General features: G+C 50.7%; 38 protein-coding genes and 1 pseudogene. 35 read left to right on the top strand and 4 right to left on the bottom strand.

Annotation, left to right across the window (positions count from 1 at the left end):
* The 3 genes and pseudogenes from tuf to bfr all read left to right on the top strand — a co-directional run.
* Positions 1 to 309, top strand: a pseudogene (tuf, locus tag HFD94_RS22040) (elongation factor Tu); the annotation flags it as partial.
* A 171-nt stretch (positions 310 to 480) separates the two neighbouring features.
* Positions 481 to 675 carry a bacterioferritin-associated ferredoxin gene (bfd, locus tag HFD94_RS22045; protein ID WP_010671585.1) on the top strand — a complete coding sequence of 65 codons (195 nt, stop codon included), beginning with the start codon at positions 481 to 483 and terminating at the stop codon, positions 673 to 675.
* A gap of 100 nt (positions 676 to 775) precedes the next feature.
* Positions 776 to 1,249, top strand: a complete 474-nt coding sequence (gene bfr / locus HFD94_RS22050) for a bacterioferritin (RefSeq protein WP_010253012.1) — start codon at positions 776 to 778, stop codon at positions 1,247 to 1,249.
* Here the strand turns inward: bfr and HFD94_RS22055 are convergent.
* Complete coding sequence (locus tag HFD94_RS22055) at positions 1,236 to 2,009, bottom strand: A24 family peptidase (protein ID WP_122890136.1); 774 nt, start codon at positions 2,007 to 2,009, stop codon at positions 1,236 to 1,238. The two genes, bfr and HFD94_RS22055, sit on opposite strands and share 14 nt — an antisense overlap.
* A 393-nt stretch (positions 2,010 to 2,402) precedes the next feature.
* Between HFD94_RS22055 and rpsJ the strand changes: the two genes are divergently transcribed.
* The 32 genes from rpsJ (at position 2,403) to HFD94_RS22215 (ending at position 19,029) form a co-directional block, all read left to right on the top strand.
* The gene (rpsJ, locus tag HFD94_RS22060) at positions 2,403 to 2,714 is read left to right on the top strand and encodes a 30S ribosomal protein S10 (RefSeq protein ID WP_001181005.1); all 312 of its coding nucleotides are present in this window, start codon (positions 2,403 to 2,405) and stop codon (positions 2,712 to 2,714) included.
* A gap of 32 nt (positions 2,715 to 2,746) precedes the next feature.
* Positions 2,747 to 3,376, top strand: a complete 630-nt coding sequence (gene rplC / locus HFD94_RS22065) for a 50S ribosomal protein L3 (RefSeq protein WP_003850712.1) — start codon at positions 2,747 to 2,749, stop codon at positions 3,374 to 3,376.
* Between the two features lie 10 nt (positions 3,377 to 3,386).
* On the top strand, positions 3,387 to 3,992 hold the full coding sequence (gene rplD, locus HFD94_RS22070; protein WP_003850711.1) for a 50S ribosomal protein L4: 606 nt from the start codon (positions 3,387 to 3,389) through the stop codon (positions 3,990 to 3,992).
* Entirely contained in the window at positions 3,989 to 4,291 is a 303-nt protein-coding gene (gene rplW / locus HFD94_RS22075; protein ID WP_003850708.1) for a 50S ribosomal protein L23, read from the top strand. The genes rplD and rplW overlap by 4 nt, the downstream gene beginning before the upstream one ends.
* A 17-nt stretch (positions 4,292 to 4,308) precedes the next feature.
* A complete protein-coding gene (gene rplB / locus HFD94_RS22080) occupies positions 4,309 to 5,130 on the top strand; it encodes a 50S ribosomal protein L2 (RefSeq protein WP_008927137.1) in 822 nt (273 codons plus the stop codon).
* A 16-nt stretch (positions 5,131 to 5,146) separates the two neighbouring features.
* Positions 5,147 to 5,425: a 30S ribosomal protein S19 gene (rpsS, locus tag HFD94_RS22085; RefSeq protein ID WP_001138115.1), complete on the top strand. Its 279-nt coding sequence runs from the start codon at positions 5,147 to 5,149 to the stop codon at positions 5,423 to 5,425.
* A 13-nt stretch (positions 5,426 to 5,438) separates the two neighbouring features.
* Positions 5,439 to 5,771 carry a 50S ribosomal protein L22 gene (gene rplV, locus HFD94_RS22090; protein WP_008927136.1) on the top strand — a complete coding sequence of 111 codons (333 nt, stop codon included), beginning with the start codon at positions 5,439 to 5,441 and terminating at the stop codon, positions 5,769 to 5,771.
* 17 nt (positions 5,772 to 5,788) lie between these two features.
* Positions 5,789 to 6,487 (top strand): 30S ribosomal protein S3, encoded by a 699-nt coding sequence (rpsC, locus tag HFD94_RS22095; RefSeq protein WP_009087585.1) that lies wholly within the window; start codon positions 5,789 to 5,791, stop codon positions 6,485 to 6,487.
* Between the two features lie 12 nt (positions 6,488 to 6,499).
* On the top strand, positions 6,500 to 6,910 hold the full coding sequence (gene rplP / locus HFD94_RS22100; RefSeq protein WP_008927134.1) for a 50S ribosomal protein L16: 411 nt from the start codon (positions 6,500 to 6,502) through the stop codon (positions 6,908 to 6,910).
* A complete protein-coding gene (rpmC, locus tag HFD94_RS22105) occupies positions 6,910 to 7,101 on the top strand; it encodes a 50S ribosomal protein L29 (RefSeq protein WP_003850146.1) in 192 nt (63 codons plus the stop codon). Before rplP ends, rpmC begins: the two co-directional genes overlap by 1 nt.
* Positions 7,101 to 7,355, top strand: a complete 255-nt coding sequence (gene rpsQ / locus HFD94_RS22110) for a 30S ribosomal protein S17 (RefSeq protein ID WP_003850147.1) — start codon at positions 7,101 to 7,103, stop codon at positions 7,353 to 7,355. Before rpmC ends, rpsQ begins: the two co-directional genes overlap by 1 nt.
* Positions 7,356 to 7,713: 358 nt before the next feature.
* Positions 7,714 to 9,066, top strand: a complete 1,353-nt coding sequence (locus tag HFD94_RS22115; RefSeq protein ID WP_010252814.1) for an 8-oxoguanine deaminase — start codon at positions 7,714 to 7,716, stop codon at positions 9,064 to 9,066.
* Between the two features lie 248 nt (positions 9,067 to 9,314).
* On the top strand, positions 9,315 to 9,686 hold the full coding sequence (gene rplN / locus HFD94_RS22120) for a 50S ribosomal protein L14 (protein ID WP_006120590.1): 372 nt from the start codon (positions 9,315 to 9,317) through the stop codon (positions 9,684 to 9,686).
* Between the two features lie 10 nt (positions 9,687 to 9,696).
* The gene (gene rplX, locus HFD94_RS22125; protein WP_003850150.1) at positions 9,697 to 10,011 is read left to right on the top strand and encodes a 50S ribosomal protein L24; all 315 of its coding nucleotides are present in this window, start codon (positions 9,697 to 9,699) and stop codon (positions 10,009 to 10,011) included.
* Positions 10,012 to 10,025: 14 nt separating this feature from the next.
* On the top strand, positions 10,026 to 10,565 hold the full coding sequence (rplE, locus tag HFD94_RS22130) for a 50S ribosomal protein L5 (RefSeq protein WP_003850155.1): 540 nt from the start codon (positions 10,026 to 10,028) through the stop codon (positions 10,563 to 10,565).
* A gap of 14 nt (positions 10,566 to 10,579) precedes the next feature.
* Positions 10,580 to 10,885, top strand: a complete 306-nt coding sequence (rpsN, locus tag HFD94_RS22135; protein ID WP_008927132.1) for a 30S ribosomal protein S14 — start codon at positions 10,580 to 10,582, stop codon at positions 10,883 to 10,885.
* Positions 10,886 to 10,917: 32 nt separating this feature from the next.
* Positions 10,918 to 11,310, top strand: coding sequence for a 30S ribosomal protein S8 (gene rpsH, locus HFD94_RS22140; protein ID WP_003850158.1), 393 nt, complete (start codon positions 10,918 to 10,920; stop codon positions 11,308 to 11,310).
* Positions 11,311 to 11,323: 13 nt separating this feature from the next.
* On the top strand, positions 11,324 to 11,857 hold the full coding sequence (rplF, locus tag HFD94_RS22145; RefSeq protein ID WP_003850161.1) for a 50S ribosomal protein L6: 534 nt from the start codon (positions 11,324 to 11,326) through the stop codon (positions 11,855 to 11,857).
* A 9-nt stretch (positions 11,858 to 11,866) separates the two neighbouring features.
* Entirely contained in the window at positions 11,867 to 12,220 is a 354-nt protein-coding gene (gene rplR / locus HFD94_RS22150) for a 50S ribosomal protein L18 (RefSeq protein WP_003850163.1), read from the top strand.
* A 14-nt stretch (positions 12,221 to 12,234) separates the two neighbouring features.
* Positions 12,235 to 12,735, top strand: a complete 501-nt coding sequence (gene rpsE, locus HFD94_RS22155) for a 30S ribosomal protein S5 (RefSeq protein ID WP_003850164.1) — start codon at positions 12,235 to 12,237, stop codon at positions 12,733 to 12,735.
* Positions 12,736 to 12,740: 5 nt separating this feature from the next.
* On the top strand, positions 12,741 to 12,920 hold the full coding sequence (rpmD, locus tag HFD94_RS22160; RefSeq protein WP_003850166.1) for a 50S ribosomal protein L30: 180 nt from the start codon (positions 12,741 to 12,743) through the stop codon (positions 12,918 to 12,920).
* Positions 12,921 to 12,923: 3 nt separating this feature from the next.
* The gene (gene rplO / locus HFD94_RS22165) at positions 12,924 to 13,358 is read left to right on the top strand and encodes a 50S ribosomal protein L15 (RefSeq protein ID WP_003850168.1); all 435 of its coding nucleotides are present in this window, start codon (positions 12,924 to 12,926) and stop codon (positions 13,356 to 13,358) included.
* Positions 13,359 to 13,365: 7 nt separating this feature from the next.
* Positions 13,366 to 14,697 carry a preprotein translocase subunit SecY gene (gene secY, locus HFD94_RS22170; RefSeq protein ID WP_003850175.1) on the top strand — a complete coding sequence of 444 codons (1,332 nt, stop codon included), beginning with the start codon at positions 13,366 to 13,368 and terminating at the stop codon, positions 14,695 to 14,697.
* Between the two features lie 32 nt (positions 14,698 to 14,729).
* On the top strand, positions 14,730 to 14,846 hold the full coding sequence (gene rpmJ, locus HFD94_RS22175; RefSeq protein WP_010252805.1) for a 50S ribosomal protein L36: 117 nt from the start codon (positions 14,730 to 14,732) through the stop codon (positions 14,844 to 14,846).
* A 146-nt stretch (positions 14,847 to 14,992) separates the two neighbouring features.
* Complete coding sequence (gene rpsM / locus HFD94_RS22180) at positions 14,993 to 15,349, top strand: 30S ribosomal protein S13 (RefSeq protein ID WP_003850176.1); 357 nt, start codon at positions 14,993 to 14,995, stop codon at positions 15,347 to 15,349.
* 16 nt (positions 15,350 to 15,365) lie between these two features.
* Positions 15,366 to 15,755 (top strand): 30S ribosomal protein S11, encoded by a 390-nt coding sequence (gene rpsK / locus HFD94_RS22185; RefSeq protein ID WP_004160563.1) that lies wholly within the window; start codon positions 15,366 to 15,368, stop codon positions 15,753 to 15,755.
* Positions 15,756 to 15,788: 33 nt separating this feature from the next.
* Positions 15,789 to 16,409: a 30S ribosomal protein S4 gene (gene rpsD / locus HFD94_RS22190; RefSeq protein ID WP_008927131.1), complete on the top strand. Its 621-nt coding sequence runs from the start codon at positions 15,789 to 15,791 to the stop codon at positions 16,407 to 16,409.
* Positions 16,410 to 16,434: 25 nt separating this feature from the next.
* Positions 16,435 to 17,424, top strand: a complete 990-nt coding sequence (rpoA, locus tag HFD94_RS22195) for a DNA-directed RNA polymerase subunit alpha (RefSeq protein WP_003850179.1) — start codon at positions 16,435 to 16,437, stop codon at positions 17,422 to 17,424.
* Positions 17,425 to 17,464: 40 nt separating this feature from the next.
* Positions 17,465 to 17,851 (top strand): 50S ribosomal protein L17, encoded by a 387-nt coding sequence (rplQ, locus tag HFD94_RS22200; RefSeq protein WP_003850180.1) that lies wholly within the window; start codon positions 17,465 to 17,467, stop codon positions 17,849 to 17,851.
* Between the two features lie 96 nt (positions 17,852 to 17,947).
* Positions 17,948 to 18,319, top strand: coding sequence for a DUF1992 domain-containing protein (locus tag HFD94_RS22205; RefSeq protein ID WP_122890137.1), 372 nt, complete (start codon positions 17,948 to 17,950; stop codon positions 18,317 to 18,319).
* Positions 18,320 to 18,736, top strand: coding sequence for a Zn(2+)-responsive transcriptional regulator (gene zntR / locus HFD94_RS22210; protein WP_010252765.1), 417 nt, complete (start codon positions 18,320 to 18,322; stop codon positions 18,734 to 18,736).
* A gap of 59 nt (positions 18,737 to 18,795) precedes the next feature.
* On the top strand, positions 18,796 to 19,029 hold the full coding sequence (locus HFD94_RS22215; RefSeq protein ID WP_010252762.1) for an alternative ribosome-rescue factor A: 234 nt from the start codon (positions 18,796 to 18,798) through the stop codon (positions 19,027 to 19,029).
* Here the strand turns inward: HFD94_RS22215 and mscL are convergent, their stop codons facing one another.
* From mscL to rsmB, 3 genes are all read right to left on the bottom strand, one after another.
* Positions 19,030 to 19,440 carry a large-conductance mechanosensitive channel protein MscL gene (gene mscL / locus HFD94_RS22220; RefSeq protein ID WP_010252759.1) on the bottom strand — a complete coding sequence of 137 codons (411 nt, stop codon included), beginning with the start codon at positions 19,438 to 19,440 and terminating at the stop codon, positions 19,030 to 19,032. It lies immediately after the preceding gene.
* 124 nt (positions 19,441 to 19,564) lie between these two features.
* The gene (trkA, locus tag HFD94_RS22225) at positions 19,565 to 20,941 is read right to left on the bottom strand and encodes a Trk system potassium transporter TrkA (protein ID WP_010252756.1); all 1,377 of its coding nucleotides are present in this window, start codon (positions 20,939 to 20,941) and stop codon (positions 19,565 to 19,567) included.
* An 18-nt stretch (positions 20,942 to 20,959) separates the two neighbouring features.
* Entirely contained in the window at positions 20,960 to 22,261 is a 1,302-nt protein-coding gene (gene rsmB, locus HFD94_RS22230; protein ID WP_122890138.1) for a 16S rRNA (cytosine(967)-C(5))-methyltransferase RsmB, read from the bottom strand.
* Positions 22,262 to 22,266 lie beyond the last annotated feature (5 nt).

Consider the following 22,266-nt stretch of genomic DNA (forward strand, 5'->3'; position numbering starts at 1 on the left):
CTGGCTAAGCCAGGCTCAATCAAGCCGCACACCCAGTTCGAGTCAGAAGTTTACGTTCTGTCTAAAGACGAAGGTGGTCGCCATACTCCGTTCTTCAAAGGCTATCGTCCACAGTTCTACTTCCGTACAACTGACGTAACCGGCTCAGTAGAGCTGCCAGAAGGCGTTGAAATGGTAATGCCAGGCGACAACATCAAAATGGTTGTTACCCTGATCCACCCAATCGCAATGGACGAAGGTCTGCGCTTCGCAATCCGCGAAGGCGGCCGTACCGTTGGCGCGGGTGTTGTTGCTAAAGTTATCGCTTAATTGTGATATCTGCTGTGGCTGTGTAAATGGCCACTGCAACACAGTAAAAAGAGCACTTCGGTGCTCTTTTTTTTTGCTCTGAAAACGCCATAACCCTGCAAAGGGTGGGTTTGAAATAAAAACGATTCGCATTTACACTGTGTACAGAAAATGTACCCGAGTGATGAATCAATGTACGTCTGCCTGTGTAATGCCATCAGTGATAAAACCCTTCGTGAAGTCGTGCGTCGCTATCAGCCCAAATCTATTCAGCAACTGCGCCAGCTTGTGCCGGTCGGCAAGCAATGCGGCAAATGTATTCGTGCTGCGCGTGAAATTATGGATGAAGAGATGCAGCATGCACCACTCTACAAAGAGATAGCCTGACCGACGATCGGTGCGTGAATACCCACAATATCTGTCGAGTTTTTTTGACTTCTTTTTAACCGCATCTACGCTCTAATAAACCAGACGCGGAGGGTTAACAATGAAGGGCGATATCAAAGTTATCAGTCATCTCAACAAACTGCTTGGAAATGAACTGGTTGCTATCAATCAGTACTTTCTTCATGCGCGCATGTTCAAAAACTGGGGTCTGACGCGCCTCAATGATGTGGAATACCATGAATCAATCGATGAGATGAAACATGCCGATAAATATATTGAGCGTATTCTTTTCCTTGAAGGGATCCCAAATCTTCAGGATCTGGGACGGCTCCGTATCGGTGAAGATGTTGAAGAGATGCTGAGTTCAGACCTGAATCTGGAGCTGGAGGGCGCGAAAGACCTTCGTGAAGCTATCTCCTATGCTGACAAAGTGCATGACTATGTCAGCCGTGACATGATGATTGAAATCCTGGCTGATGAGGAACATCACATCGACTGGATTGAGACGGAACTTGAGTTAATCCAGAAGATGGGCATCCAGAACTATCTGCAGGCTCAAATCAAACAAGAGTGAATCGGGTCTGCAGTACTATCGCTACCCAGCCCGCAATGGCCAGGAAAGGGCCAAACGGCAGCGGGCTGTCCCCCTGAATAAAACCCCGCAGTTGCAGCATCACGATCGACGTCAGCGCCATAACGGTGGCACCCAACGCAATCCAGGGTAATGCCTGCCAGCCACAGCAGGCACCTAACGCTGCGAAGAGCTTGATATCGCCATAACCTAATCCCTCGTACCCCCGCATCTGCCGATAGCTCCAGGCGAGCAGCCACAACGCACAGTAGCCCGCCACAGCACCCCATATCGCCGTTGTTTCGGTTCCGGACAGCGTGGCATGGAATAATCCAGACCAGAGCAGCAGATAATTGAGCGGGTCAGGTATACAGAAGTGGCGACGATCGATGGCAGCCACGAGCAGCAAGAGGCCTGAGGCCGTAATAATAAAAATAGCCTCCGCAGAGTGGTCAAAACTCTGCAGCACCAGCAGGCACAGAAGGGCAAACAGCCATTCAATGACAACGCTTTCTGCGCCGAACGCGCGATGACAGAAGCGACACCGCCCTTTTAAGCCAGGCCAGCTTATTAACGGCAGCGCATCTCGCCACAGCAGGCGCTGCTGGCAATGATTACAGTGCGAACCCGGAAAGCAGAGTAGGGCAAACCATTGAGCGGGTGAGAGGGCGGGGGTGAAGCGCTGGCTGGTCAGCGAAAGAAAGCTTCCCAATGCACCTCCGCCTGCGAGTGCAGCAATGTGAGTTATCAGAGTGGGCGACATGATTATGCTCCGGACGAAAGGTTAGATGCACTCTCGTGGGCAACGGGTTTTGTGTCACCTATGAATGAAGAAGGGCGGAAACAGAGTCACAACTGAATAACTGATTTATCAGCGATACGGCAGTGCAATGCGACGCACGCTTCACGAACCGGCCACAATTTAATGGGTAAAACCTCAACACGGGTTGCTTCCTGAACAGATTTACGTATAATGCGCGGGCCTGCAGATATTGCAGGCGCGATTCGAGCAGAATCGCAGACGGCTGAAATTTAGGCCGCCTGACAATACTCCCAATTGTGGAGTTATATGCTGAACGATTACACTCTCCCATCAATCGTAATGGGCTCGAGTAGTAATTTTTTTCGTCTATAAAAAGTTTGGAGCTCTGGTCTCATGCAGAACCAAAGAATCCGTATCCGTCTTAAAGCGTTTGATCATCGTCTGATCGATCAATCAACCGCGGAAATCGTTGAGACCGCCAAGCGCACTGGTGCGCAGGTTCGTGGTCCAATCCCGCTGCCAACCCGCAAAGAGCGTTTTACTGTTCTGATCTCTCCGCACGTTAACAAAGATGCGCGTGATCAGTACGAAATCCGCACTCACAAGCGTCTGGTAGACATCGTTGAGCCAACTGAAAAAACCGTTGATGCTCTGATGCGTCTGGATCTGGCTGCCGGTGTTGACGTGCAGATCAGCCTGGGTTAATCAGGTCATCGAGCGATTGAGAGGTTGAAACAATGATTGGTTTAGTCGGTAAAAAAGTGGGCATGACCCGCATCTTCACTGAAGATGGCGTTTCTATCCCCGTCACCGTAATCGAAGTTGAAGCGAACCGCGTTACTCAGGTCAAAGGCCTGGAAAACGATGGTTACCAGGCAATTCAGGTTACCACCGGTGCTAAAAAAGCAAACCGTGTGACCAAACCTGAAGCTGGTCATTTTGCTAAAGCTGGCGTTGAAGCTGGCCGTGGCCTGTGGGAATTCCGCACCGCTGAAGGTGAAGAATACTCTGTAGGTCAGAGCATCAGCGTTGAGATTTTCGCTGAAGTTAAGAAAGTTGACGTAACCGGTACCTCTAAAGGTAAAGGTTTCGCCGGTACCGTTAAGCGCTGGAACTTCCGTACCCAGGACGCTACTCACGGTAACTCCTTGTCTCACCGCGTTCCGGGTTCTATCGGTCAGAACCAGACTCCGGGCAAAGTGTTCAAAGGCAAGAAAATGGCAGGTCAGCTGGGTAATGAGCGCGTAACCGTTCAGAGTCTGGACGTAGTACGTGTTGACGCTGAGCGCAACCTGCTGCTGGTTAAAGGTGCAGTTCCCGGTGCTACCGGTAGCGACCTGATCGTTAAACCAGCTGTGAAGGCGTAAGGGGATAGCAATGGAATTAGTATTGAAAGACGCGCAGAGCGCGCTGACTGTTTCCGAAACTACCTTCGGTCGTGATTTCAACGAAGCGCTGGTTCACCAGGTTGTTGTTGCTTACGCATCTGGCGCCCGCCAGGGTACTCGCGCGCAGAAAACTCGCGCCGAAGTAACCGGTTCAGGCAAAAAGCCATGGCGTCAAAAAGGCACCGGCCGTGCGCGTGCAGGTTCTGTAAAGAGCCCAATCTGGCGTTCAGGTGGTGTGACCTTTGCTGCGAAGCCGCAGGACCACAGTCAAAAAGTTAACAAAAAGATGTACCGCGGCGCGCTGAAAAGCATCCTGTCCGAACTGGTACGTCAAGATCGTCTGATCGTTGTCGAATCATTTGCTGTAGAAGCACCGAAAACCAAGCTGCTGGTACAGAAACTGAAAGACATGGCTCTGGAAGACGTGCTGATCATCACCGGTGAACTGGATGAGAATCTGTTCCTGGCTGCGCGCAACCTGTACAAGGTTGACGTACGTGATGCATCCGGTATCGACCCAGTTAGCCTGATCGCCTTCGACAAAGTCGTTATGACTGCTGATGCAGTTAAGCAAGTTGAGGAGATGCTGGCATGATCCGTGAAGAACGTCTGCTGAAAGTACTGCGCGCGCCGCACGTATCTGAAAAAGCATCTAGCGCGATGGAAAAAACCAATACCATCGTTCTCAAAGTTGCTAATGACGCGACCAAAGCAGAGATCGTTGCTGCTGTTGAGAAACTGTTCGAAGTAGAAGTTAAAGACGTAAACACCCTGGTAGTTAAGGGCAAAGTTAAGCGTCAAGGACAGCGTATCGGTCGTCGTAGCGACTGGAAAAAAGCTTACGTCACCCTGAAAGAAGGCCAGAATCTGGACTTCGCTGGCGGCGCTGAGTAAGTCGGAGGAGAAAGACAATGGCAGTTGTTAAATGTAAACCGACATCTCCGGGTCGTCGCCATGTAGTTAAAGTGGTAAACGCGGAGCTGCACAAGGGCAAACCATTTGCCCCGCTGGTAGAAAAAAACAGCAAATCCGGTGGCCGTAACAACAATGGTCGTATCACTACCCGTCATATCGGTGGTGGTCACAAGCAGGCTTATCGTATTGTTGACTTCAAACGCAACAAAGACGGTATCCCGGCAGTTGTTGAACGTCTTGAGTACGATCCGAACCGCTCTGCGAACATCGCACTGGTTCTGTACAAAGACGGCGAGCGCCGTTACATCCTGGCCCCTAAAGGCCTGAAAGCCGGCGACCAGATCCAATCTGGCGTTGATGCTGCGATTAAAGCAGGTAACACTCTGCCGATGCGTAACATCCCGGTGGGTTCAACCGTGCATAACGTAGAAATGAAACCAGGCAAAGGCGGTCAGATTGCTCGCTCAGCCGGTGCTTACGTGCAGATCGTTGCGCGTGAAGGTTCTTACGTTACCCTGCGTCTGCGTTCAGGTGAAATGCGTAAAGTCGAGTCTGACTGCCGCGCAACACTGGGCGAAGTCGGCAACGCTGAGCATATGCTGCGCGTTCTGGGTAAAGCTGGTGCAGCCCGTTGGCGTGGTGTTCGTCCTACCGTTCGTGGTACCGCGATGAACCCAGTTGATCACCCGCACGGTGGTGGTGAAGGTCGTAACTTTGGTAAGCACCCGGTAACTCCGTGGGGCGTTCAGACCAAAGGTAAGAAGACCCGTAGCAACAAGCGTACCGATAAGTTTATCGTACGTCGCCGTAGCAAATAATATTAGAGGATAAGCCATGCCACGTTCTCTCAAGAAAGGTCCTTTTATTGACCTGCACTTGCTGAAGAAGGTAGAGAAAGCGGTGGAAAGCGGTGACAAGAAGCCTTTGCGCACTTGGTCCCGTCGTTCAACGATCTTTCCTAACATGATCGGTTTGACCATCGCTGTCCATAATGGTCGTCAGCACGTTCCTGTCTTTGTTTCCGACGAAATGGTTGGTCACAAACTGGGTGAATTCGCGCCGACACGTACTTATCGCGGTCACGCGGCTGATAAAAAAGCCAAGAAGAAATAAGTAGGAGGAAGAGATGGAAACTTTAGCTCAACATCGCCACGCTCGTTCTTCTGCTCAGAAGGTTCGCCTTGTTGCTGACCTGATTCGCGGTAAGAAAGTGTCGCAGGCACTGGACATTTTGACCTACACCAATAAGAAAGCGGCTGTACTGGTCAAAAAAGTTCTGGAATCTGCCATTGCTAACGCCGAACACAACGATGGCGCTGATATCGACGATCTGAAAATCACGAAAATTTTCGTTGATGAAGGTCCGACCATGAAACGCATTATGCCGCGTGCCAAAGGTCGTGCAGATCGCATCCTGAAGCGCACCAGCCACATTACTGTGGTTGTGTCCGATCGCTGAGACTCTGGAGACTAGCAATGGGTCAGAAAGTACATCCTAATGGTATTCGCCTGGGTATTGTAAAACCATGGAACTCTACCTGGTTTGCGAACACCAAAGAATTCGCTGACAACCTGGACAGCGATTTTAAAGTACGTCAGTTTTTGACTAAAGAACTGGCTAAAGCATCTGTCTCTCGTATCGTTATCGAGCGTCCAGCGAAGAGCATCCGTGTGACTATTCACACCGCTCGTCCGGGCATCGTTATCGGTAAGAAAGGCGAAGATGTAGAAAAACTGCGCACGGTCGTCGCGAATATCGCTGGCGTTCCTGCACAGATTAATATCGCCGAAGTCCGCAAGCCGGAACTGGACGCGAAACTGGTAGCTGACAGCATCACTTCACAGCTGGAGCGTCGTGTGATGTTCCGTCGTGCTATGAAGCGTGCAGTTCAGAACGCCATGCGTCTTGGCGCGAAGGGTATTAAAGTCGAAGTTAGCGGCCGTCTGGGTGGCGCCGAGATCGCACGTACCGAATGGTATCGTGAAGGTCGCGTGCCATTGCACACACTGCGTGCTGACATTGACTACAACACCTCTGAAGCGCACACCACTTATGGTGTAATCGGCGTTAAGGTATGGATCTTCAAAGGTGAGATCCTGGGTGGTATGGCTGCTGTTGAACAACCGGAACCGGCTGCTCAACCTAAAAAGCAGCAGCGTAAAGGCCGTAAGTAAGGAGAGTCGCTGATGTTACAACCAAAGCGTACGAAATTCCGTAAAGTGCACAAAGGCCGTAACCGCGGTCTGGCTGCGGGTACGGATGTCAGCTTCGGTACTTTCGGTCTGAAAGCTGTTGGCCGTGGTCGTCTGACTGCTCGTCAGATCGAAGCAGCACGTCGTGCTATGACCCGTGCAGTTAAGCGTCAAGGTAAGATCTGGATCCGAGTATTCCCGGACAAACCGATCACCGAGAAGCCGCTGGAAGTGCGTATGGGTAAAGGTAAGGGTAACGTAGAGTATTGGGTTGCCCTGATCCAGCCTGGTAAAGTCCTGTATGAAATGGACGGCGTACCAGAAGAGCTGGCCCGTGAAGCATTCAAGCTGGCAGCAGCAAAACTGCCTATCAAAACCACCTTTGTAACTAAGACGGTGATGTAATGAAAGCAACTGAGCTGCGTGAAAAAAGCGTTGAAGAGCTGAACACTGAGCTGCTTAATCTGCTGCGTGAGCAATTTAACCTGCGCATGCAGGCAGCATCTGGCCAACTGCAGCAGACTCATCTGCTGAAACAGGTTCGCCGTGATGTTGCACGCGTTAAGACTTTACTGACTGAGAAGGCGGGTTCGTAATGACCGATAAAATCCGTACTCTGCAGGGTCGTGTAGTAAGTGACAAAATGCAGAAATCTGCAGTTGTTGCTATCGAACGTTTCGTGAAACACCCGATCTACGGCAAATTCATTAAACGTACGACCAAGCTGCACATCCATGACGAGAACAATGAATGTGGAATTGGTGACGTGGTAGAAATCCGCGAATGCCGTCCACTGTCCAAGACTAAATCCTGGACCCTGGTTCGCGTAATCGAGAAAGCTGTTCTGTAATAAGAATCGTTTTTTCTGAGGAAACCCTCTGCTTCGGCAGGGGGTTTTTTTTTGCCTGCGATTCGGGCTTGATCCATTTGTGCCCGTGGCAATACGGATTTGATGGTGCTCACAAATTCAGGGATTTGCAGGGATTAAGCTGCCTCTCTTCAGGCGAGGTGGCCTGAAAACGCCAGGCTATAAACGCCGGGGTTATCATAACTGTACAAGGAAATGTGCCGTGAAAATGGAGAGTCATGACCGCTTACGCCGGTCACTGTTAAAATTGCCACTGTTAGCTGCGTTACCTGCGATTAGCTCTGCCAAAAGCTTGCCGCTATTATCGGGTAACACACAACCACTACCCACAGGCAATAGCATGGAACGAACTCTGTTACTGAAGAATGCTGAATGTGTGGTCTGCATGGATGCTGACCGTCGGGAAATAGGTAACGCCTCTATTCTGATAAAAGGAAATAAGATCGTTGCAGTCGGGGAAGCACGCTCGTTACCTGATAGCGCGGATGAGATCATCGATCTGCGAGGACATATTGTCATCCCTGGCCTGATCAATACGCATCACCACATGTATCAGAGCCTGACCCGCGCTATTCCTGCAGTGCAAAACGGCGAGCTCTTTAACTGGCTGACCCACCTCTATCCACTGTGGCAGAATCTGACGCCTGAGATGATTCATATCTCAACACAGATCTCCATGGCCGAGTTAATGCTCTCCGGCTGCACCACCACCAGTGACCATCTCTACGTCTACCCGAATGGCTGTAAGCTTGACGACAGTATTGAGGCTGCAGCCTTAATGGGCATGCGTTTCCATGCTAGCCGGGGCAGCATGAGCGTCGGTAAGTCCCTGGGTGGCTTACCACCCGATGCACTGGTAGAGGATGAAGCCGCCATTCTTAAAGATACGCAGCGTGTGATTGAGCGCTACCATGATGACAGCCACGGTTCGATGTTACGCATCGTGGTTGCGCCATGTTCGCCGTTTTCAGTCAGCCGTGAGCTGATGAAGCAATCCGCAGCGATGGCACGCAGCTTCAATGTCTCTATGCATACCCATCTGGCGGAGAACGACAGCGATATCCGTTATAGCCGTGAAAAATTCAATATGACGCCAGCACAGTATGTTGAAGACCTCGGCTGGGTAGGACCGGATGTCTGGCATGCACACTGCGTCAAACTGGATCAGCATGGCATAGAACTCTTTGCACGTACCGGTACCGGCGTCGCGCATTGTCCCTGCTCGAACATGCGTCTCGGTTCCGGTATTGCGCCGATACGCCATATGTGTGATGCCGGCGTACACGTGGGTATGGGTGTGGATGGCTCAGCCTCCAATGACAGCTCAGACATGATGGCCGAGGTTCGTCAGGCGATGCTGCTGCAACGCGTTGGCTTCGGCCCGGATGCGATGACGGCACGTCAGGCACTGGAACTGGCGACGCTGGGTGGAGCAAAGGTGCTAAACCGCGATGATGTGGGCACCATTGCGCCGGGCATGATGGCCGATCTGGCCATTTTTGACCTGAATCGAATTGGACTTGCCGGGGCAGGGCACGATCCTGTCGCCGCCCTGGTGTTCTGTAATCCGGGACAGGTTGCCTATAGCATCATTAACGGAAAAGTCCGGGTACGGGACGGACAAGTGGCCGGAATTGAACTGCCAGCCGTGTTGCGTCAGCATAACCAACTGGCCAGGAAACTGGCTGGTTGAGTCAGAAGGGCACTTTATTTGGGAGGCGACGAAAAATAAGGCAGATTACATTTGCTACTGTTCGCACTATTCCCTAGAATACGCCCTCCCTGTCATCAGGGGAAATCAGCGGCTCGATTGAGAGCCGTTTATTTTTTCTACCCATCTGTGAGAACCGGTGTTACAATGCCGCGCCCTCAATTATGGGGCTTTCTAACGACCTGAGGTTTAGGTCCCGAAGTAGTAGTTGACATTAGCGGAGCACTAAAATGATCCAAGAACAGACTATGCTGAACGTCGCCGACAACTCCGGTGCACGTCGCGTAATGTGTATCAAGGTTCTGGGTGGCTCGCACCGTCGCTACGCAGGCGTCGGTGACATCATCAAAGTTACCATCAAGGAAGCAATTCCGCGTGGTAAAGTCAAAAAAGGTGATGTCCTGAAGGCGGTAGTGGTGCGCACCAGGAAGGGTGTTCGTCGCCCGGACGGTTCTGTCATTCGCTTCGATGGTAATGCATGCGTTATTCTGAACAATAACAGTGAGCAGCCTATCGGTACGCGTATTTTTGGGCCGGTAACTCGTGAACTTCGTACTGAAAAGTTCATGAAAATTATCTCTCTGGCACCAGAAGTACTCTAAGGAGCGAACAATGGCAGCTAAAATCCGTCGTAACGACGAAGTTATCGTGTTAACCGGTAAAGATAAAGGTAAGCGCGGTAAAGTTAAGAATGTCCTGTCTTCTGGTAAGGTCATCGTTGAAGGTATCAACCTGGTGAAGAAACATCAGAAGCCGGTTCCGGCTCTGAACCAACCAGGTGGCATCGTTGAAAAAGAAGCTGCTATTCAGGTTTCTAACGTTGCACTGTTCAACGCGGCAACTGGTAAGGCTGACCGTGTAGGCTTTAGATTCGAAGACGGCAAAAAAGTCCGTTTCTTCAAGTCTAACAGCGAAACTATCAAGTAATTTGGAGTAGTACGATGGCGAAACTGCATGATTACTACAAAGACGAAGTAGTCCAGAAACTCATGACAGAGTTTGGCTACAATTCTGTCATGCAAGTCCCTCGGGTCGAGAAGATCACCCTGAACATGGGTGTTGGTGAAGCGATCGCTGACAAGAAACTGCTGGATAACGCAGCAGCTGACCTGGCAGCAATCTCCGGTCAAAAACCGCTGGTCACCAAAGCACGCAAATCAGTTGCAGGCTTCAAAATCCGTCAGGGCTATCCGATCGGCTGTAAAGTAACTCTGCGTGGCGAGCGCATGTGGGAGTTCTTTGAGCGTCTGGTCACCATTGCTGTTCCACGTATCCGTGACTTCCGTGGCTTGTCCGCTAAGTCATTCGATGGTCGTGGCAACTACAGCATGGGTGTACGTGAGCAGATCATCTTCCCAGAAATCGACTACGACAAAGTCGATCGCGTTCGTGGTTTGGATATCACCATTACCACTACTGCGAAATCTGATGATGAAGGCCGTGCTCTGCTGGCTGCCTTTGACTTCCCGTTCCGTAAGTAAGGTAGGGTTACTTAATGGCTAAGCAATCTATGAAAGCACGCGAAGTTAAGCGTGCAAAATTAGCAGACAAATTCTTCGCTAAACGCGCTGAACTGAAAGCGATCATCTCTGATGTGAACGCTTCCGACGAAGATCGTTGGGATGCTGTTCTGAAGCTGCAGAGTCTGCCGCGTGATTCCAGCCCTTCGCGTCAGCGTAACCGCTGCCGTCAAACAGGTCGTCCGCACGGTTTCCTGCGGAAGTTTGGGTTGAGCCGTATCAAGGTCCGCGAAGCCGCCATGCGCGGTGAAATCCCGGGCCTGAAAAAGGCTAGCTGGTAATTGTCACCAATTGAATCACGGGAGTAACACAGATGAGCATGCAAGATCCGATCGCGGATATGCTGACCCGTATCCGTAACGGTCAGGCCGCAAACAAAGTTGCGGTCACCATGCCTTCCTCCAAGCTGAAATTGGCAATTGCCAACGTTCTGAAGGAAGAAGGATATATTGAAGATTTCAAAATCGAAGGCGACATCAAGCTGGAACTGGAACTTACTCTCAAGTATTTCCAGGGCAAAGCTGTTGTAGAAAGCATTCAGCGAGTAAGCCGTCCTGGTCTGCGCATCTATAAGAAAAAAGATGAGCTGCCAAAGGTAATGGCTGGTATGGGCATCGCTGTAGTTTCTACATCTAAAGGTGTCATGACTGATCGTGCAGCGCGCCAGGCAGGTCTTGGTGGCGAAATTATCTGCTACGTAGCGTAATCGGAGGATACATATGTCTCGTGTTGCTAAAGCACCTGTCGTTGTTCCTGCCGGCGTAGAGGTAAAACTCAACGGTCAGGTAATTTCGATTAAAGGTAAAAACGGCGAGCTGACTCGTACTATCAATGATGCTGTTGAAGTTAAGCATGCTGACAACGCTCTGACTTTCGCTCCGCGCGAAGGTTTCGTTGACGGCTGGGCGCAGGCGGGTACTTCTCGCGCGCTGCTGAACGCAATGGTAATCGGTGTTACCGAAGGCTTCACTAAGAAGCTGCAGCTGGTTGGTGTAGGTTATCGTGCAGCCGTTAAAGGCGACGTGGTTAACCTGTCTCTGGGCTTTTCTCATCCAGTCGATCACCAGCTGCCCGCGGGTATCACTGCAGAATGTCCAACTCAGACTGAGATCGTGCTGAAAGGCGCTGATAAACAGCTGATTGGTCAGGTTGCAGCGGACTTGCGCGCCTACCGTCGTCCTGAGCCTTATAAAGGCAAGGGTGTCCGTTACGCCGACGAAGTCGTGCGTACCAAAGAGGCTAAGAAGAAGTAAGGTAACACTATGGATAAGAAATCTGCTCGTATCCGTCGTGCGACCCGTGCACGTCGCAAGCTCAAAGAGCTGGGTGCTACTCGCCTGGTGGTACATCGTACCCCGCGTCATATTTACGCACAGGTAATCGCCCCGAACGGTTCCGAAGTTCTGGTCGCTGCTTCTACTGTAGAAAAAGCTATCACTGAACAACTGAAGTATACCGGTAATAAAGAAGCCGCAGCTGCAGTAGGTAAAGCTATCGCAGAACGCGCAATCGAAAAAGGCATCACTGGTGTTTCTTTCGACCGTTCCGGTTTCCAATATCATGGTCGCGTCCAGGCACTGGCAGATGCTGCCCGTGAAGCTGGCCTTCAGTTCTAAGGTAGAGGTCTAAGATGGCACACATCGAGAAACAAGCTGGCGAACTGCAGGAAAAACTGATCGCGGTAAACCGTGTTTCTAAAACTGTTAAAGGTGGTCGTATCTTCTCCTTCACAGCACTGACTGTGGTAGGCGATGGTAATGGTCGCGTAGGTTTTGGTTACGGTAAAGCGCGTGAAGTTCCAGCAGCGATCCAGAAAGCGATGGAGAAAGCCCGTCGCAACATGGTTAACGTCGCGCTGACCAACGGCACCCTGCAGCACCCAGTTAAAGGTGCACACACGGGTTCCCGCGTGTTCATGCAGCCGGCTTCAGAAGGTACCGGTATTATTGCCGGTGGTGCAATGCGCGCCGTTCTGGAAGTCGCTGGAGTTCATAACGTACTGGCAAAAGCCTATGGTTCTACTAACCCGATTAACGTGGTTCGTGCAACTATCGACGGCCTGGGCAATATGAAATCTCCGGAAATGGTCGCTGCTAAGCGTGGTAAATCCGTTGAAGAAATTCTGGGGTAATCACGATGGCTAAGACTATTAAAATCACTCAAACCCGTAGTTCAATCGGCCGCTTGCCTAAGCATAAAGCCACTCTGGTTGGCCTGGGTCTGCGTCGTATTGGCCACACCGTTGAGCGTGAAGACACGCCTGCAGTACGCGGTATGGTTAACGCGGTTTCCTATATGGTTAAAGTGGAGGAGTAAGAGATGCGTTTAAATACTCTGTCTCCGGCCGAAGGGTCTAAGCACGCTACCAAGCGTCTGGGTCGTGGTATCGGTTCTGGCCTCGGAAAAACCGGTGGTCGTGGTCACAAAGGTCAGAACTCACGTTCTGGCGGTGGCGTACGTCGCGGTTTCGAAGGTGGTCAGATGCCTCTGTACCGTCGTCTGCCGAAGTTCGGTTTCACCTCTCGCAAAGCAATGATCACCACAGAGATTCGTCTGTCTGATCTGGCGAAAGTTGAAGGCGGTATCGTCGACCTGAACGCGCTGAAAGCAGCCAACATTGTCGGTGTTCAGATTGAATTCGTTAAAGTAATTCTGTCTGGTGAAGTTTCTACACCGGTAACGGTTCGCGGTCTGCGTGTCACCAAAGGTGCACGTGCTGCAATCGAAGCTGCTGGCGGTAAAATCGAGGAATAAGTAGCAGATGGCTAAACAACCGGGATTAGATTTTCAAAGTGCCAAGGGTGGCTTTGGTGAGCTGAAACGCAGACTGCTGTTTGTAATCGGCGCACTCATTGTCTTCCGTATTGGCTCTTTTATTCCAATCCCTGGTATTGATGCCACTGTACTTGCCAAACTGCTTGAGCAACAGCGTGGCACCATCATTGAAATGTTTAACATGTTCTCTGGTGGTGCTCTGAGCCGTGCTTCTATTTTCGCACTGGGCATCATGCCGTATATTTCGGCATCGATTATCATCCAGTTATTAACGGTGGTTCATCCAGCGTTAGCGGAAATTAAGAAAGAAGGGGAGGCTGGCCGTCGTAAGATTAGCCAGTACACCCGATACGGTACGTTGGTATTGGCCATATTTCAGTCGATCGGTATTGCTACCGGTCTGCCGAATATGCCAGGGATGCAAGGCCTGGTAATGAATCCAGGCTTTGCTTTCTACTTTACCGCTGTTGTGAGTCTGGTCTCAGGAACGATGTTCCTGATGTGGCTGGGCGAACAGATTACTGAACGTGGTATCGGTAACGGTATTTCGATCATTATCTTCGCAGGTATCGTTGCGGGTCTCCCGCCGGCCATTGGCCATACCATCGAGCAAGCGCGGCAAGGCGACCTGCACTTCCTTCTGTTGCTGTTGGTTGCAGTACTCGTATTCGCAGTGACCTTCTTTGTTATCTTTGTTGAACGTGGTCAACGCCGCATTGTGGTGAACTACGCAAAACGTCAGCAAGGTCGTCGCGTTTACGCTGCACAGAGCACACATTTACCGTTGAAAGTGAACATGGCAGGCGTCATTCCAGCCATCTTTGCTTCCAGCATTATTCTGTTCCCGGCAACGATTGCATCGTGGTTTGGGGGCGGTACCGGTTGGAACTGGCTGACAACAATTTCGCTGTATTTGCAGCCAGGACAGCCGCTTTATGTGCTACTCTATGCGACTGCAATCATCTTCTTCTGTTTCTTCTATACGGCGTTGGTTTTCAACCCACGTGAAACAGCAGATAACCTGAAGAAGTCTGGTGCATTCGTACCGGGAATTCGTCCGGGAGAGCAAACGGCGAAGTATATTGATAAAGTAATGACGCGATTGACCTTAATCGGCGCTCTCTACATTACGTTTATCTGCCTTATCCCGGAGTTCATGCGTGATGCGATGAAGGTTCCCTTCTACTTTGGCGGTACTTCACTGCTTATCGTAGTTGTCGTCATCATGGACTTTATGGCTCAAGTGCAAACTCTGATGATGTCAAGTCAGTACGAGTCGGCACTGAAGAAAGCTAACCTGAAAGGCTACGGCCGTTAATTCAGTTGGTTGAGAAGTTACGGAGAGTAAAAATGAAAGTTCGTGCTTCCGTCAAGAGATTATGTCGTAACTGCAAAATCATTCGTCGCGACGGTGTCGTCCGTGTGATCTGCAGCGCCGAGCCAAAGCATAAACAGCGCCAAGGCTGATTTTGTCACATATTTTTCTTGCAAAGTCGGGTTGAGCTGGCTAGATTAGCCAGCCAATCTTTTGTATGTCAGTGCGTTTCCATTTGAGTATCCTGAAAACGGGCTTTTCAGCATGGGACGTGCTTGTTTAATTATAGGAGTGCATAGTGGCCCGTATAGCAGGCATTAACATTCCTGATCAAAAACATACCGTTATCGCATTAACTTCGATCTTCGGTATCGGTAAAACTCGTTCTAAAGCCATCTGCGCTTCAACGGGTATTGCTGAAAATGTTAAGATCAGTGAGCTGTCTGAAGAACAAATTGATCAGCTGCGTGATGCAGTTGCGAAATTCGTTGTAGAAGGTGATCTGCGCCGTGAAATCACCCTGAGCATCAAGCGTCTTATGGACCTTGGTTGCTACCGTGGTTTGCGCCATCGTCGTGGTCTTCCGGTTCGCGGTCAGCGTACTAAGACCAACGCACGTACCCGTAAGGGTCCGCGTAAACCGATCAAGAAATAATCGGGGTGAGTAAATAATGGCAAAGGCACCAGTTCGTGCACGTAAGCGTGTAAGAAAACAAGTCTCAGATGGCGTGGCTCATGTCCATGCTTCTTTTAACAACACCATCGTTACCATTACTGATCGTCAGGGTAACGCACTGGGTTGGGCAACCGCCGGTGGTTCCGGTTTCCGCGGTTCACGTAAATCCACTCCGTTTGCTGCTCAGGTCGCTGCAGAGCGCTGTGCAGAAGCGGTAAAAGATTACGGAATTAAGAACCTGGAAGTTATGGTAAAGGGTCCGGGTCCAGGTCGCGAATCTACGATTCGTGCTTTGAACGCCGCTGGTTTCCGCATCACTAATATTACTGATGTGACTCCGATCCCTCATAACGGTTGTCGTCCGCCGAAAAAACGTCGCGTATAACGCCCGTTTTTTTAGGATAGTTGGAGAAAGAAAATGGCAAGATATTTGGGTCCTAAGCTCAAGCTGAGCCGTCGTGAGGGCACTGACTTATTCCTTAAGTCTGGCGTTCGCGCGATTGATTCCAAGTGTAAGATTGAACAAGCCCCTGGTCAGCATGGTGCGCGTAAACCGCGTCTGTCTGATTACGGCGGTCAGTTACGTGAAAAGCAAAAAGTTCGTCGTATCTACGGCGTGCTGGAGCGTCAGTTCCGTAACTATTATAAAGAAGCAGCTCGTCTGAAAGGCAACACCGGTGAAAACCTGTTGGCTCTGCTGGAAGGTCGTCTGGACAACGTAGTTTATCGTATGGGCTTTGGTGCCACTCGTGCAGAAGCACGTCAGCTGGTCAGCCATAAGTCTGTTCTGGTAAATGGCCGCGTTGTTAACATCGCTTCTTATCAGGTATCTCCGAATGATGTCGTTAGCATCCGTGAGAAAGCCAAAAAGCAATCTCGCGTGAAGGCCGCTCTGGAGCTGGCTGAGCAGCGTGAAAAGCCAACCTGGCTGGAAGTTGATGCGACTAAGATGGAAGGTGTGTTCAAGCGTATTCCTGAACGTACTGATCTGTCTGCGGACATTAACGAACACCTGATCGTCGAGCTTTACTCCAAGTAAGGCTTAGTACCAAAGAGAGGACACAATGCAGGGTTCTGTGACAGAGTTTCTAAAACCGCGCCTGGTAGATATCGAGCAAGTGAGTTCGACGCACGCCAAGGTGACCCTTGAGCCTTTAGAGCGTGGCTTTGGCCATACTCTTGGTAACGCACTGCGCCGTATTCTGCTTTCATCCATGCCGGGTTGCGCGGTGACCGAGGTTGAAATTGATGGTGTACTTCATGAGTACAGCACCAAAGAGGGAGTACAGGAAGATATCCTGGAAATCCTGCTCAACCTGAAAGGGCTGGCGGTAAGAGTTCAGGGGAAAGATGAAGTTATTCTGACCTTGAATAAATCTGGCATTGGCCCTGTGACTGCAGCCGACATTACCCATGATGGTGATGTCGAAATCGTCAAGCCTCAGCATGTCATTTGCCATCTGACCGATGAGAACGCTGCTATCAGCATGCGTATCAAAGTTCAGCGTGGTCGTGGCTATGTGCCGGCTTCTGCCCGAATTCATTCGGAAGAAGATGAGCGCCCAATCGGCCGCCTGTTAGTTGACGCTTGCTACAGCCCTGTAGACCGTATCGCCTACAATGTTGAAGCAGCGCGTGTAGAGCAGCGCACCGACCTGGACAAGCTGGTCATCGAAATGGAAACCAACGGCACAATCGATCCTGAAGAGGCGATTCGTCGTGCGGCAACCATTCTGGCAGAACAACTTGAAGCTTTCGTTGACTTACGTGATGTACGTCAGCCGGAAGTTAAAGAAGAGAAACCAGAATTCGATCCGATCCTGCTGCGCCCTGTTGACGATCTGGAATTGACTGTCCGCTCTGCTAACTGCCTTAAGGCAGAAGCTATCCACTACATCGGTGATCTGGTACAGCGTACCGAGGTTGAGCTGCTTAAAACGCCTAACCTTGGTAAAAAATCTCTTACCGAGATTAAAGATGTGCTGGCTTCGCGTGGTCTTTCTCTGGGCATGCGCCTCGAGAACTGGCCGCCAGCAAGCATTGCTGATGAATAATCAGATCACAGGTTAAGGTTTCACTGAGAAGGATAAGGTCATGCGCCATCGTAAGAGTGGTCGTCAACTGAACCGCAACAGCAGCCATCGTCAGGCTATGTTCCGCAACATGGCCGGTTCTCTGGTTCGTCATGAGATCATCAAAACGACTCTGCCGAAAGCCAAAGAACTGCGTCGCGTAGTTGAGCCGCTGATTACTCTTGCCAAGACCGACAGCGTAGCTAATCGTCGTCTGGCATTCGCCCGTACTCGTGATAACGAGATCGTGGCAAAACTGTTTAATGAGCTGGGCCCGCGTTTCGCGAGCCGTGCCGGTGGTTACACTCGTATTCTGAAGTGTGGCTTCCGTGCTGGTGACAACGCTCCGATGGCTTACATCGAGCTGGTTGATCGTCCAGAAGCTCAAGCAGAAGCAGCCGCAGAGTAATCTGTAGCAACGTAAAAAACCCGCTTCGGCGGGTTTTTTATTGCCTGAAATTTACTACCTTAGAACTTACTCTTTTCATGTTCAAAGGAGCTAACTATGTGGCTGGTTGATGAACTTGCTGAACAGCACATCAAAGCGGCGCTGGAAAAAGGCGAGCTGAGTAATCTTCCCGGCTCTGGTAAGCCGCTGCAGCTGGATGATGACAGTCATGTTCCGCCTGAGCTAAGAGCGGGCTACCGTTTACTGAAAAATGCGGGCTTTCTGCCGCCGGAGCTTGAGCTCAGACGTGAAGCCATGGAAGTTAACGATCTTATTCGCAAGCTCGATCCTGCGGATCAAAATTATCAGGATCATTGCCATCGGCTTCAGGTGCTGGAGCTAAGATTACGCCAGGCGGGTATCAGTACCGATTTTCTCCATGGCAGTTATTCCACTGCTATTCAGCATCGTTTCCGCGAGGAGGAGTAAATGTTTCGCATCGGTCAGTTAGCTAAGCTTGCGGAGGTGACGCCAGACACTATCCGTTTTTATGAAAAGCAGCAGATGATGGATCATGATGGTCGGACGGAAGGTGGTTTTCGCCTTTACAGCGAGGGCGATCTTCAGCGTCTGAAATTTATTCGTTATGGTCGTAAACTGGGTTTCAGTCTGGAAGCGATCAGAGAGCTACTTTCGATCCGGGTTGATCCTGCGCACCACACCTGTCAGGAATCAAAAGCGATCGTTGAAAAACGGCTGAGCGAAGTTGCTCAGATGATCGCAGAATTAGAAACGATGCAGCGTTCTCTGCGACACCTTTCCGATGCCTGTTGTGGTGACAGTCACAGTAGCATTTCGTGCTCAATTCTTGAGGCGCTGGAGCGGGGAGAGGCTTCGAGCAAATAAGCATATTGTTATTTTGCTGCAAAGCAATAGAGTATCAGACCATCTCAACAGGAGGCATCATGAGTAAATATCAGCACACCAAAGGGCAAATCCGCGATAACGCGATTCAGGCTCTGTTACACGACCCGCTATTTCGGCAACGCATCGAGCAGAAGCAAAAGGGTAAAGGTAGTTTTAAGCGGAAAGAGAAACATGGCAAGGGGACTGGATGGGAGGGCAGTGATAAGAAAGCGTCTTATCACTGCCCTTCTGCTTTTACGGTTAAAAAAACCGCCTGTGCGGCGGCTTATTAACTAGACCCGGGTATTCTGCTGTTTCAGCAGATCGCGGATTTCAGTCAGCAGAACTTCTTCGTTTGACGGTTTAGTAACTGGCTTCTCTACTTCTTTTTTCTTGTACAGACGATTCATTAACTTGATCGCCATAAAGATTGCGAAAGCGATGATGACGAAATCGAAGATGGTCTGAAGGAAGATACCGTACTGCATTACAACGGCTGGAGCATCACCAACTGCAGGCTTAAGTACCCAGGCGAATGATTTAAAATCGACACCACCAATCAGTAAGCCTAAAGGCGGCATAATGATGTTGGCGACTAACGATGAAACAATTTTACCGAATGCAGCACCGATGATGACACCGACGGCTAAATCCATCACATTGCCGCGCATTGCGAAATCGCGAAACTCTTTGATTAAACTCATACTTATCTCCTTGCCCAAGCCAATGCCATAAAGTCTAACAAACCCTACTGGTTTTGCCATCAACACAGCGAATTAAGCGGCAGTTTTGCGTTCCTTGTGTTCTGTTCGCCTATAAACGCGGCATTTACAGGAAAAATGGACTCGGCTGGAAGAGACGTTCCACATCTGATACAAACTTCTTGTCGGTCAGGAACATGATGACATGATCACCTTGTTCAATTCGCAAGTTATCATTGGCAATCATCACATCGTCTCCACGAACCACTGCGCCAATAATGGTGCCTGGCGGTAGTTTGATATCATCAATGGAGCGGCCGACCACGCGTGAAGTTGATTCGTCTCCGTGGGCTATCGCTTCGATCGCTTCTGCAATACCGCGTCGTAGCGATGAAACGCCCACGATATCCGCTTTGCGCACATGACCAAGCAGGGCAGAAATCGTGGCCTGCTGAGGTGAAATAGCGATATCGATAACGCTGCCTTGTACCAGATCGACGTAGGCGCGGCGCTGAATCAGCACCATAACCTTCTTCGCCCCCATCTTTTTTGCCAGCATGGCTGACATAATATTGGCTTCATCATCGTTGGTGACGGCGATAAAGAGATCAACCTGATCAACATGTTCTTCAGCGAGAAGTTCCTGATCTGACGCATCGCCATAAAAGACGACTGTGTCGTGAAGATGCTCTGCCAGTTCTGCTGCGCGCTGGGGGTTACGTTCAATCAGCTTCACGCTGTAATTTTTCTCAAGTTTTTGTGCCAGACCGAAACCGATGTTACCGCCACCTACCAGCATAATCCGTTTATAAGGTTTCTCCAGCCGCTGCATTTCACTCATTACCGCACGAATGTTCTGACTGGCTGCAATGAAAAAGACTTCATCACCCGCTTCTACGATGGTTGAACCCTGCGGGCGAATGGGGCGATCCTGACGAAATATAGCGGCTACGCGAGTATCAATGTGTGGCATATGCTCACGCATGATCGACAGCGGATTTCCTACCAGTGGCCCGCCATAATAAGCTTTCACCACGGCGAGGCTGACTTTGCCTTCAGCAAAGTTAACGACCTGCAATGCGCCAGGGTACTGGATTAAACGATAGATATTGTCGATCACCAGCTGTTCAGGCGAGATCAGGTGATCGATAGGCACCGCTTCAGGAATAAATAACTTGTCCGCATCACGCAGATAGTCGGCTGCGCGAATACGGGCGATGCGATTCGGCGTATTGAAAAGCGAATAAGCAATCTGACAGGCAATCATGTTGGTTTCATCGGAGTTGGTTACGGCAACCAGCATGTCGGCATCTTCTGCACCCGCCTCACGTAAAATGCGTGGATGAGAACCATGACCCTGCACGACGCGAAGATCGAACTTATCCTGCAGGTGACGCAGGCGTGAAGAGTCGGTATCAACCACCGTGATATCGTTGTTTTCACCCACCAGATTTTCTGCCAGGGTTCCGCCAACCTGTCCTGCGCCCAGAATGATTATTTTCATCGCTTATCAATACTCATTTCAGTTTGTACCCGATTTTTTTATCAGCTTAGCGTAGAAGAAACCATCTCCGCCCTCGGCTTCCGGGAATACCTGTAAGCCGTTCGCGGGCGCATCTCTGAGGGGCTCTGCCTGCGCATCATGCTGGCGCTGCAGGAAAGCATCTATCTGCTGATGATTCTCTTCAGGCAGGATGGAACAGGTGGCATAAATCAGTGTACCGCCAGGTTTCAGGTGCAGCCAGATAGCATCAAGAATTTCACCCTGAAGCTTTGCCAGCTCGGCGATATCCCGATCGCGACGCAGCCACTTAATATCAGGATGGCGTCGGATCACACCGGTAGCAGAGCAGGGCGCATCCAGCAGAATACGGTCAAACTGACGATCGCCGCACCACTGTTGCGGCGTTCGTCCATCACCCTGTTTCACGTCTGCTTTCATACCCAGTCGTTGCAGATTCTCATTTACGCGTTTAAGACGCTGCGCATCCACGTCGACGGCCATAACTTCGGCCTGAGGCGCGATTTCAAGGATATGGGTCGTTTTACCGCCGGGCGCAGCGCATAAATCCAGAATCTGTTCGCCGTTTTGGGGCTCAAGCAGCAAGGCACAGCGCTGAGCAGATAAATCCTGCACGGTAACCCAACCCTGATCAAAGCCTGGTAGCTGGCTGACCGGGGCAGGGGCGTCAAGCCGCAGCGCATCCGGCACATCGACAGCAGGCTGAGCATTCCTGCCGCTTTCGGCCAGCATAGCCAGCCACGAGTCACGATCGTGGTGCTGGCGATTAACCCGCAGCCACATCGGCGGACGCAGATTATTTGCTTCGACAATCTGTTGCCATTGTTCCGGCCAGGCATGCTGTAAACGCTTTAGCAGCCATCCGGGATGCAGATAGCGTTGCGGGCCATCCTGAACAGTGGCGAGCAGCTCTTCCCGCTGACGCTGAAACTGGCGTAATACGCCATTTAATAAGCCTTTCATACTGGTGCGCTTCAGTACTTCGGCGCCCGCGACGGTTTCTGCCAGTGCGGCATGGGCAGGCACACGGGTATATTCCAGCTGATAAAGCCCGACCATGATCAGATAGTGCAGAACCCGCTGTTTGCCGGTAAGTGGACGCTCCATCAGTTTGCCAATCAGCGCTTCCAGCTGCGGTAATGTGCGCAATACGCCAAAACAGATCTCCTGCACTAATGCGCTATCTTTGTCAGAGAGCTTTTTCTGGGCGGCTGGCAGTGCCGTATTCAGGGATTCGCCCTTGTCGACCACACGCTCAATAAGTTGAGCTGAGAGGCTACGCAGGTTGATAGATTTAGTCATAGGGT

The sequence above is a fragment of the Pantoea sp. EKM20T genome (genome assembly GCF_011800485.1).
GTDB lineage: Bacteria > Pseudomonadota > Gammaproteobacteria > Enterobacterales > Enterobacteriaceae > Pantoea > Pantoea agglomerans.

What these genes read in the sequence shown, in the direction of transcription:
- rpsC (WP_009087585.1), top strand. Translation starts at nt 5,789, where the DNA reads ATGGGTCAGAAAGTACATCCTAATGGTATTCGCCTGGGTATTGTAAAA.
- rplX (WP_003850150.1), top strand. Translation starts at nt 9,697, where the DNA reads ATGGCAGCTAAAATCCGTCGTAACGACGAAGTTATCGTGTTAACCGGT.
- HFD94_RS22115 (WP_010252814.1), top strand. Translation starts at nt 7,714, where the DNA reads ATGGAACGAACTCTGTTACTGAAGAATGCTGAATGTGTGGTCTGCATG.
- rpsQ (WP_003850147.1), top strand. Translation starts at nt 7,101, where the DNA reads ATGACCGATAAAATCCGTACTCTGCAGGGTCGTGTAGTAAGTGACAAA.
- rpsN (WP_008927132.1), top strand. Translation starts at nt 10,580, where the DNA reads ATGGCTAAGCAATCTATGAAAGCACGCGAAGTTAAGCGTGCAAAATTA.
- bfr (WP_010253012.1), top strand. Translation starts at nt 776, where the DNA reads ATGAAGGGCGATATCAAAGTTATCAGTCATCTCAACAAACTGCTTGGA.
- rplP (WP_008927134.1), top strand. Translation starts at nt 6,500, where the DNA reads ATGTTACAACCAAAGCGTACGAAATTCCGTAAAGTGCACAAAGGCCGT.
- rpmC (WP_003850146.1), top strand. Translation starts at nt 6,910, where the DNA reads ATGAAAGCAACTGAGCTGCGTGAAAAAAGCGTTGAAGAGCTGAACACT.
- HFD94_RS22055 (WP_122890136.1), bottom strand. Translation starts at nt 2,009, where the DNA reads ATGTCGCCCACTCTGATAACTCACATTGCTGCACTCGCAGGCGGAGGT.
- rpsE (WP_003850164.1), top strand. Translation starts at nt 12,235, where the DNA reads ATGGCACACATCGAGAAACAAGCTGGCGAACTGCAGGAAAAACTGATC.
- zntR (WP_010252765.1), top strand. Translation starts at nt 18,320, where the DNA reads ATGTTTCGCATCGGTCAGTTAGCTAAGCTTGCGGAGGTGACGCCAGAC.
- rpsS (WP_001138115.1), top strand. Translation starts at nt 5,147, where the DNA reads ATGCCACGTTCTCTCAAGAAAGGTCCTTTTATTGACCTGCACTTGCTG.
- rpmJ (WP_010252805.1), top strand. Translation starts at nt 14,730, where the DNA reads ATGAAAGTTCGTGCTTCCGTCAAGAGATTATGTCGTAACTGCAAAATC.
- rplE (WP_003850155.1), top strand. Translation starts at nt 10,026, where the DNA reads ATGGCGAAACTGCATGATTACTACAAAGACGAAGTAGTCCAGAAACTC.
- HFD94_RS22205 (WP_122890137.1), top strand. Translation starts at nt 17,948, where the DNA reads ATGTGGCTGGTTGATGAACTTGCTGAACAGCACATCAAAGCGGCGCTG.
- rplQ (WP_003850180.1), top strand. Translation starts at nt 17,465, where the DNA reads ATGCGCCATCGTAAGAGTGGTCGTCAACTGAACCGCAACAGCAGCCAT.
- rplN (WP_006120590.1), top strand. Translation starts at nt 9,315, where the DNA reads ATGATCCAAGAACAGACTATGCTGAACGTCGCCGACAACTCCGGTGCA.
- rplW (WP_003850708.1), top strand. Translation starts at nt 3,989, where the DNA reads ATGATCCGTGAAGAACGTCTGCTGAAAGTACTGCGCGCGCCGCACGTA.
- rpsH (WP_003850158.1), top strand. Translation starts at nt 10,918, where the DNA reads ATGAGCATGCAAGATCCGATCGCGGATATGCTGACCCGTATCCGTAAC.
- rplD (WP_003850711.1), top strand. Translation starts at nt 3,387, where the DNA reads ATGGAATTAGTATTGAAAGACGCGCAGAGCGCGCTGACTGTTTCCGAA.
- rplO (WP_003850168.1), top strand. Translation starts at nt 12,924, where the DNA reads ATGCGTTTAAATACTCTGTCTCCGGCCGAAGGGTCTAAGCACGCTACC.
- rpsK (WP_004160563.1), top strand. Translation starts at nt 15,366, where the DNA reads ATGGCAAAGGCACCAGTTCGTGCACGTAAGCGTGTAAGAAAACAAGTC.
- rpsD (WP_008927131.1), top strand. Translation starts at nt 15,789, where the DNA reads ATGGCAAGATATTTGGGTCCTAAGCTCAAGCTGAGCCGTCGTGAGGGC.
- bfd (WP_010671585.1), top strand. Translation starts at nt 481, where the DNA reads ATGTACGTCTGCCTGTGTAATGCCATCAGTGATAAAACCCTTCGTGAA.
- rpoA (WP_003850179.1), top strand. Translation starts at nt 16,435, where the DNA reads ATGCAGGGTTCTGTGACAGAGTTTCTAAAACCGCGCCTGGTAGATATC.
- rplF (WP_003850161.1), top strand. Translation starts at nt 11,324, where the DNA reads ATGTCTCGTGTTGCTAAAGCACCTGTCGTTGTTCCTGCCGGCGTAGAG.
- rplB (WP_008927137.1), top strand. Translation starts at nt 4,309, where the DNA reads ATGGCAGTTGTTAAATGTAAACCGACATCTCCGGGTCGTCGCCATGTA.
- rpsJ (WP_001181005.1), top strand. Translation starts at nt 2,403, where the DNA reads ATGCAGAACCAAAGAATCCGTATCCGTCTTAAAGCGTTTGATCATCGT.
- mscL (WP_010252759.1), bottom strand. Translation starts at nt 19,440, where the DNA reads ATGAGTTTAATCAAAGAGTTTCGCGATTTCGCAATGCGCGGCAATGTG.
- rsmB (WP_122890138.1), bottom strand. Translation starts at nt 22,261, where the DNA reads ATGACTAAATCTATCAACCTGCGTAGCCTCTCAGCTCAACTTATTGAG.
- HFD94_RS22215 (WP_010252762.1), top strand. Translation starts at nt 18,796, where the DNA reads ATGAGTAAATATCAGCACACCAAAGGGCAAATCCGCGATAACGCGATT.
- secY (WP_003850175.1), top strand. Translation starts at nt 13,366, where the DNA reads ATGGCTAAACAACCGGGATTAGATTTTCAAAGTGCCAAGGGTGGCTTT.
- rpmD (WP_003850166.1), top strand. Translation starts at nt 12,741, where the DNA reads ATGGCTAAGACTATTAAAATCACTCAAACCCGTAGTTCAATCGGCCGC.
- rplR (WP_003850163.1), top strand. Translation starts at nt 11,867, where the DNA reads ATGGATAAGAAATCTGCTCGTATCCGTCGTGCGACCCGTGCACGTCGC.
- rplV (WP_008927136.1), top strand. Translation starts at nt 5,439, where the DNA reads ATGGAAACTTTAGCTCAACATCGCCACGCTCGTTCTTCTGCTCAGAAG.
- trkA (WP_010252756.1), bottom strand. Translation starts at nt 20,941, where the DNA reads ATGAAAATAATCATTCTGGGCGCAGGACAGGTTGGCGGAACCCTGGCA.
- rplC (WP_003850712.1), top strand. Translation starts at nt 2,747, where the DNA reads ATGATTGGTTTAGTCGGTAAAAAAGTGGGCATGACCCGCATCTTCACT.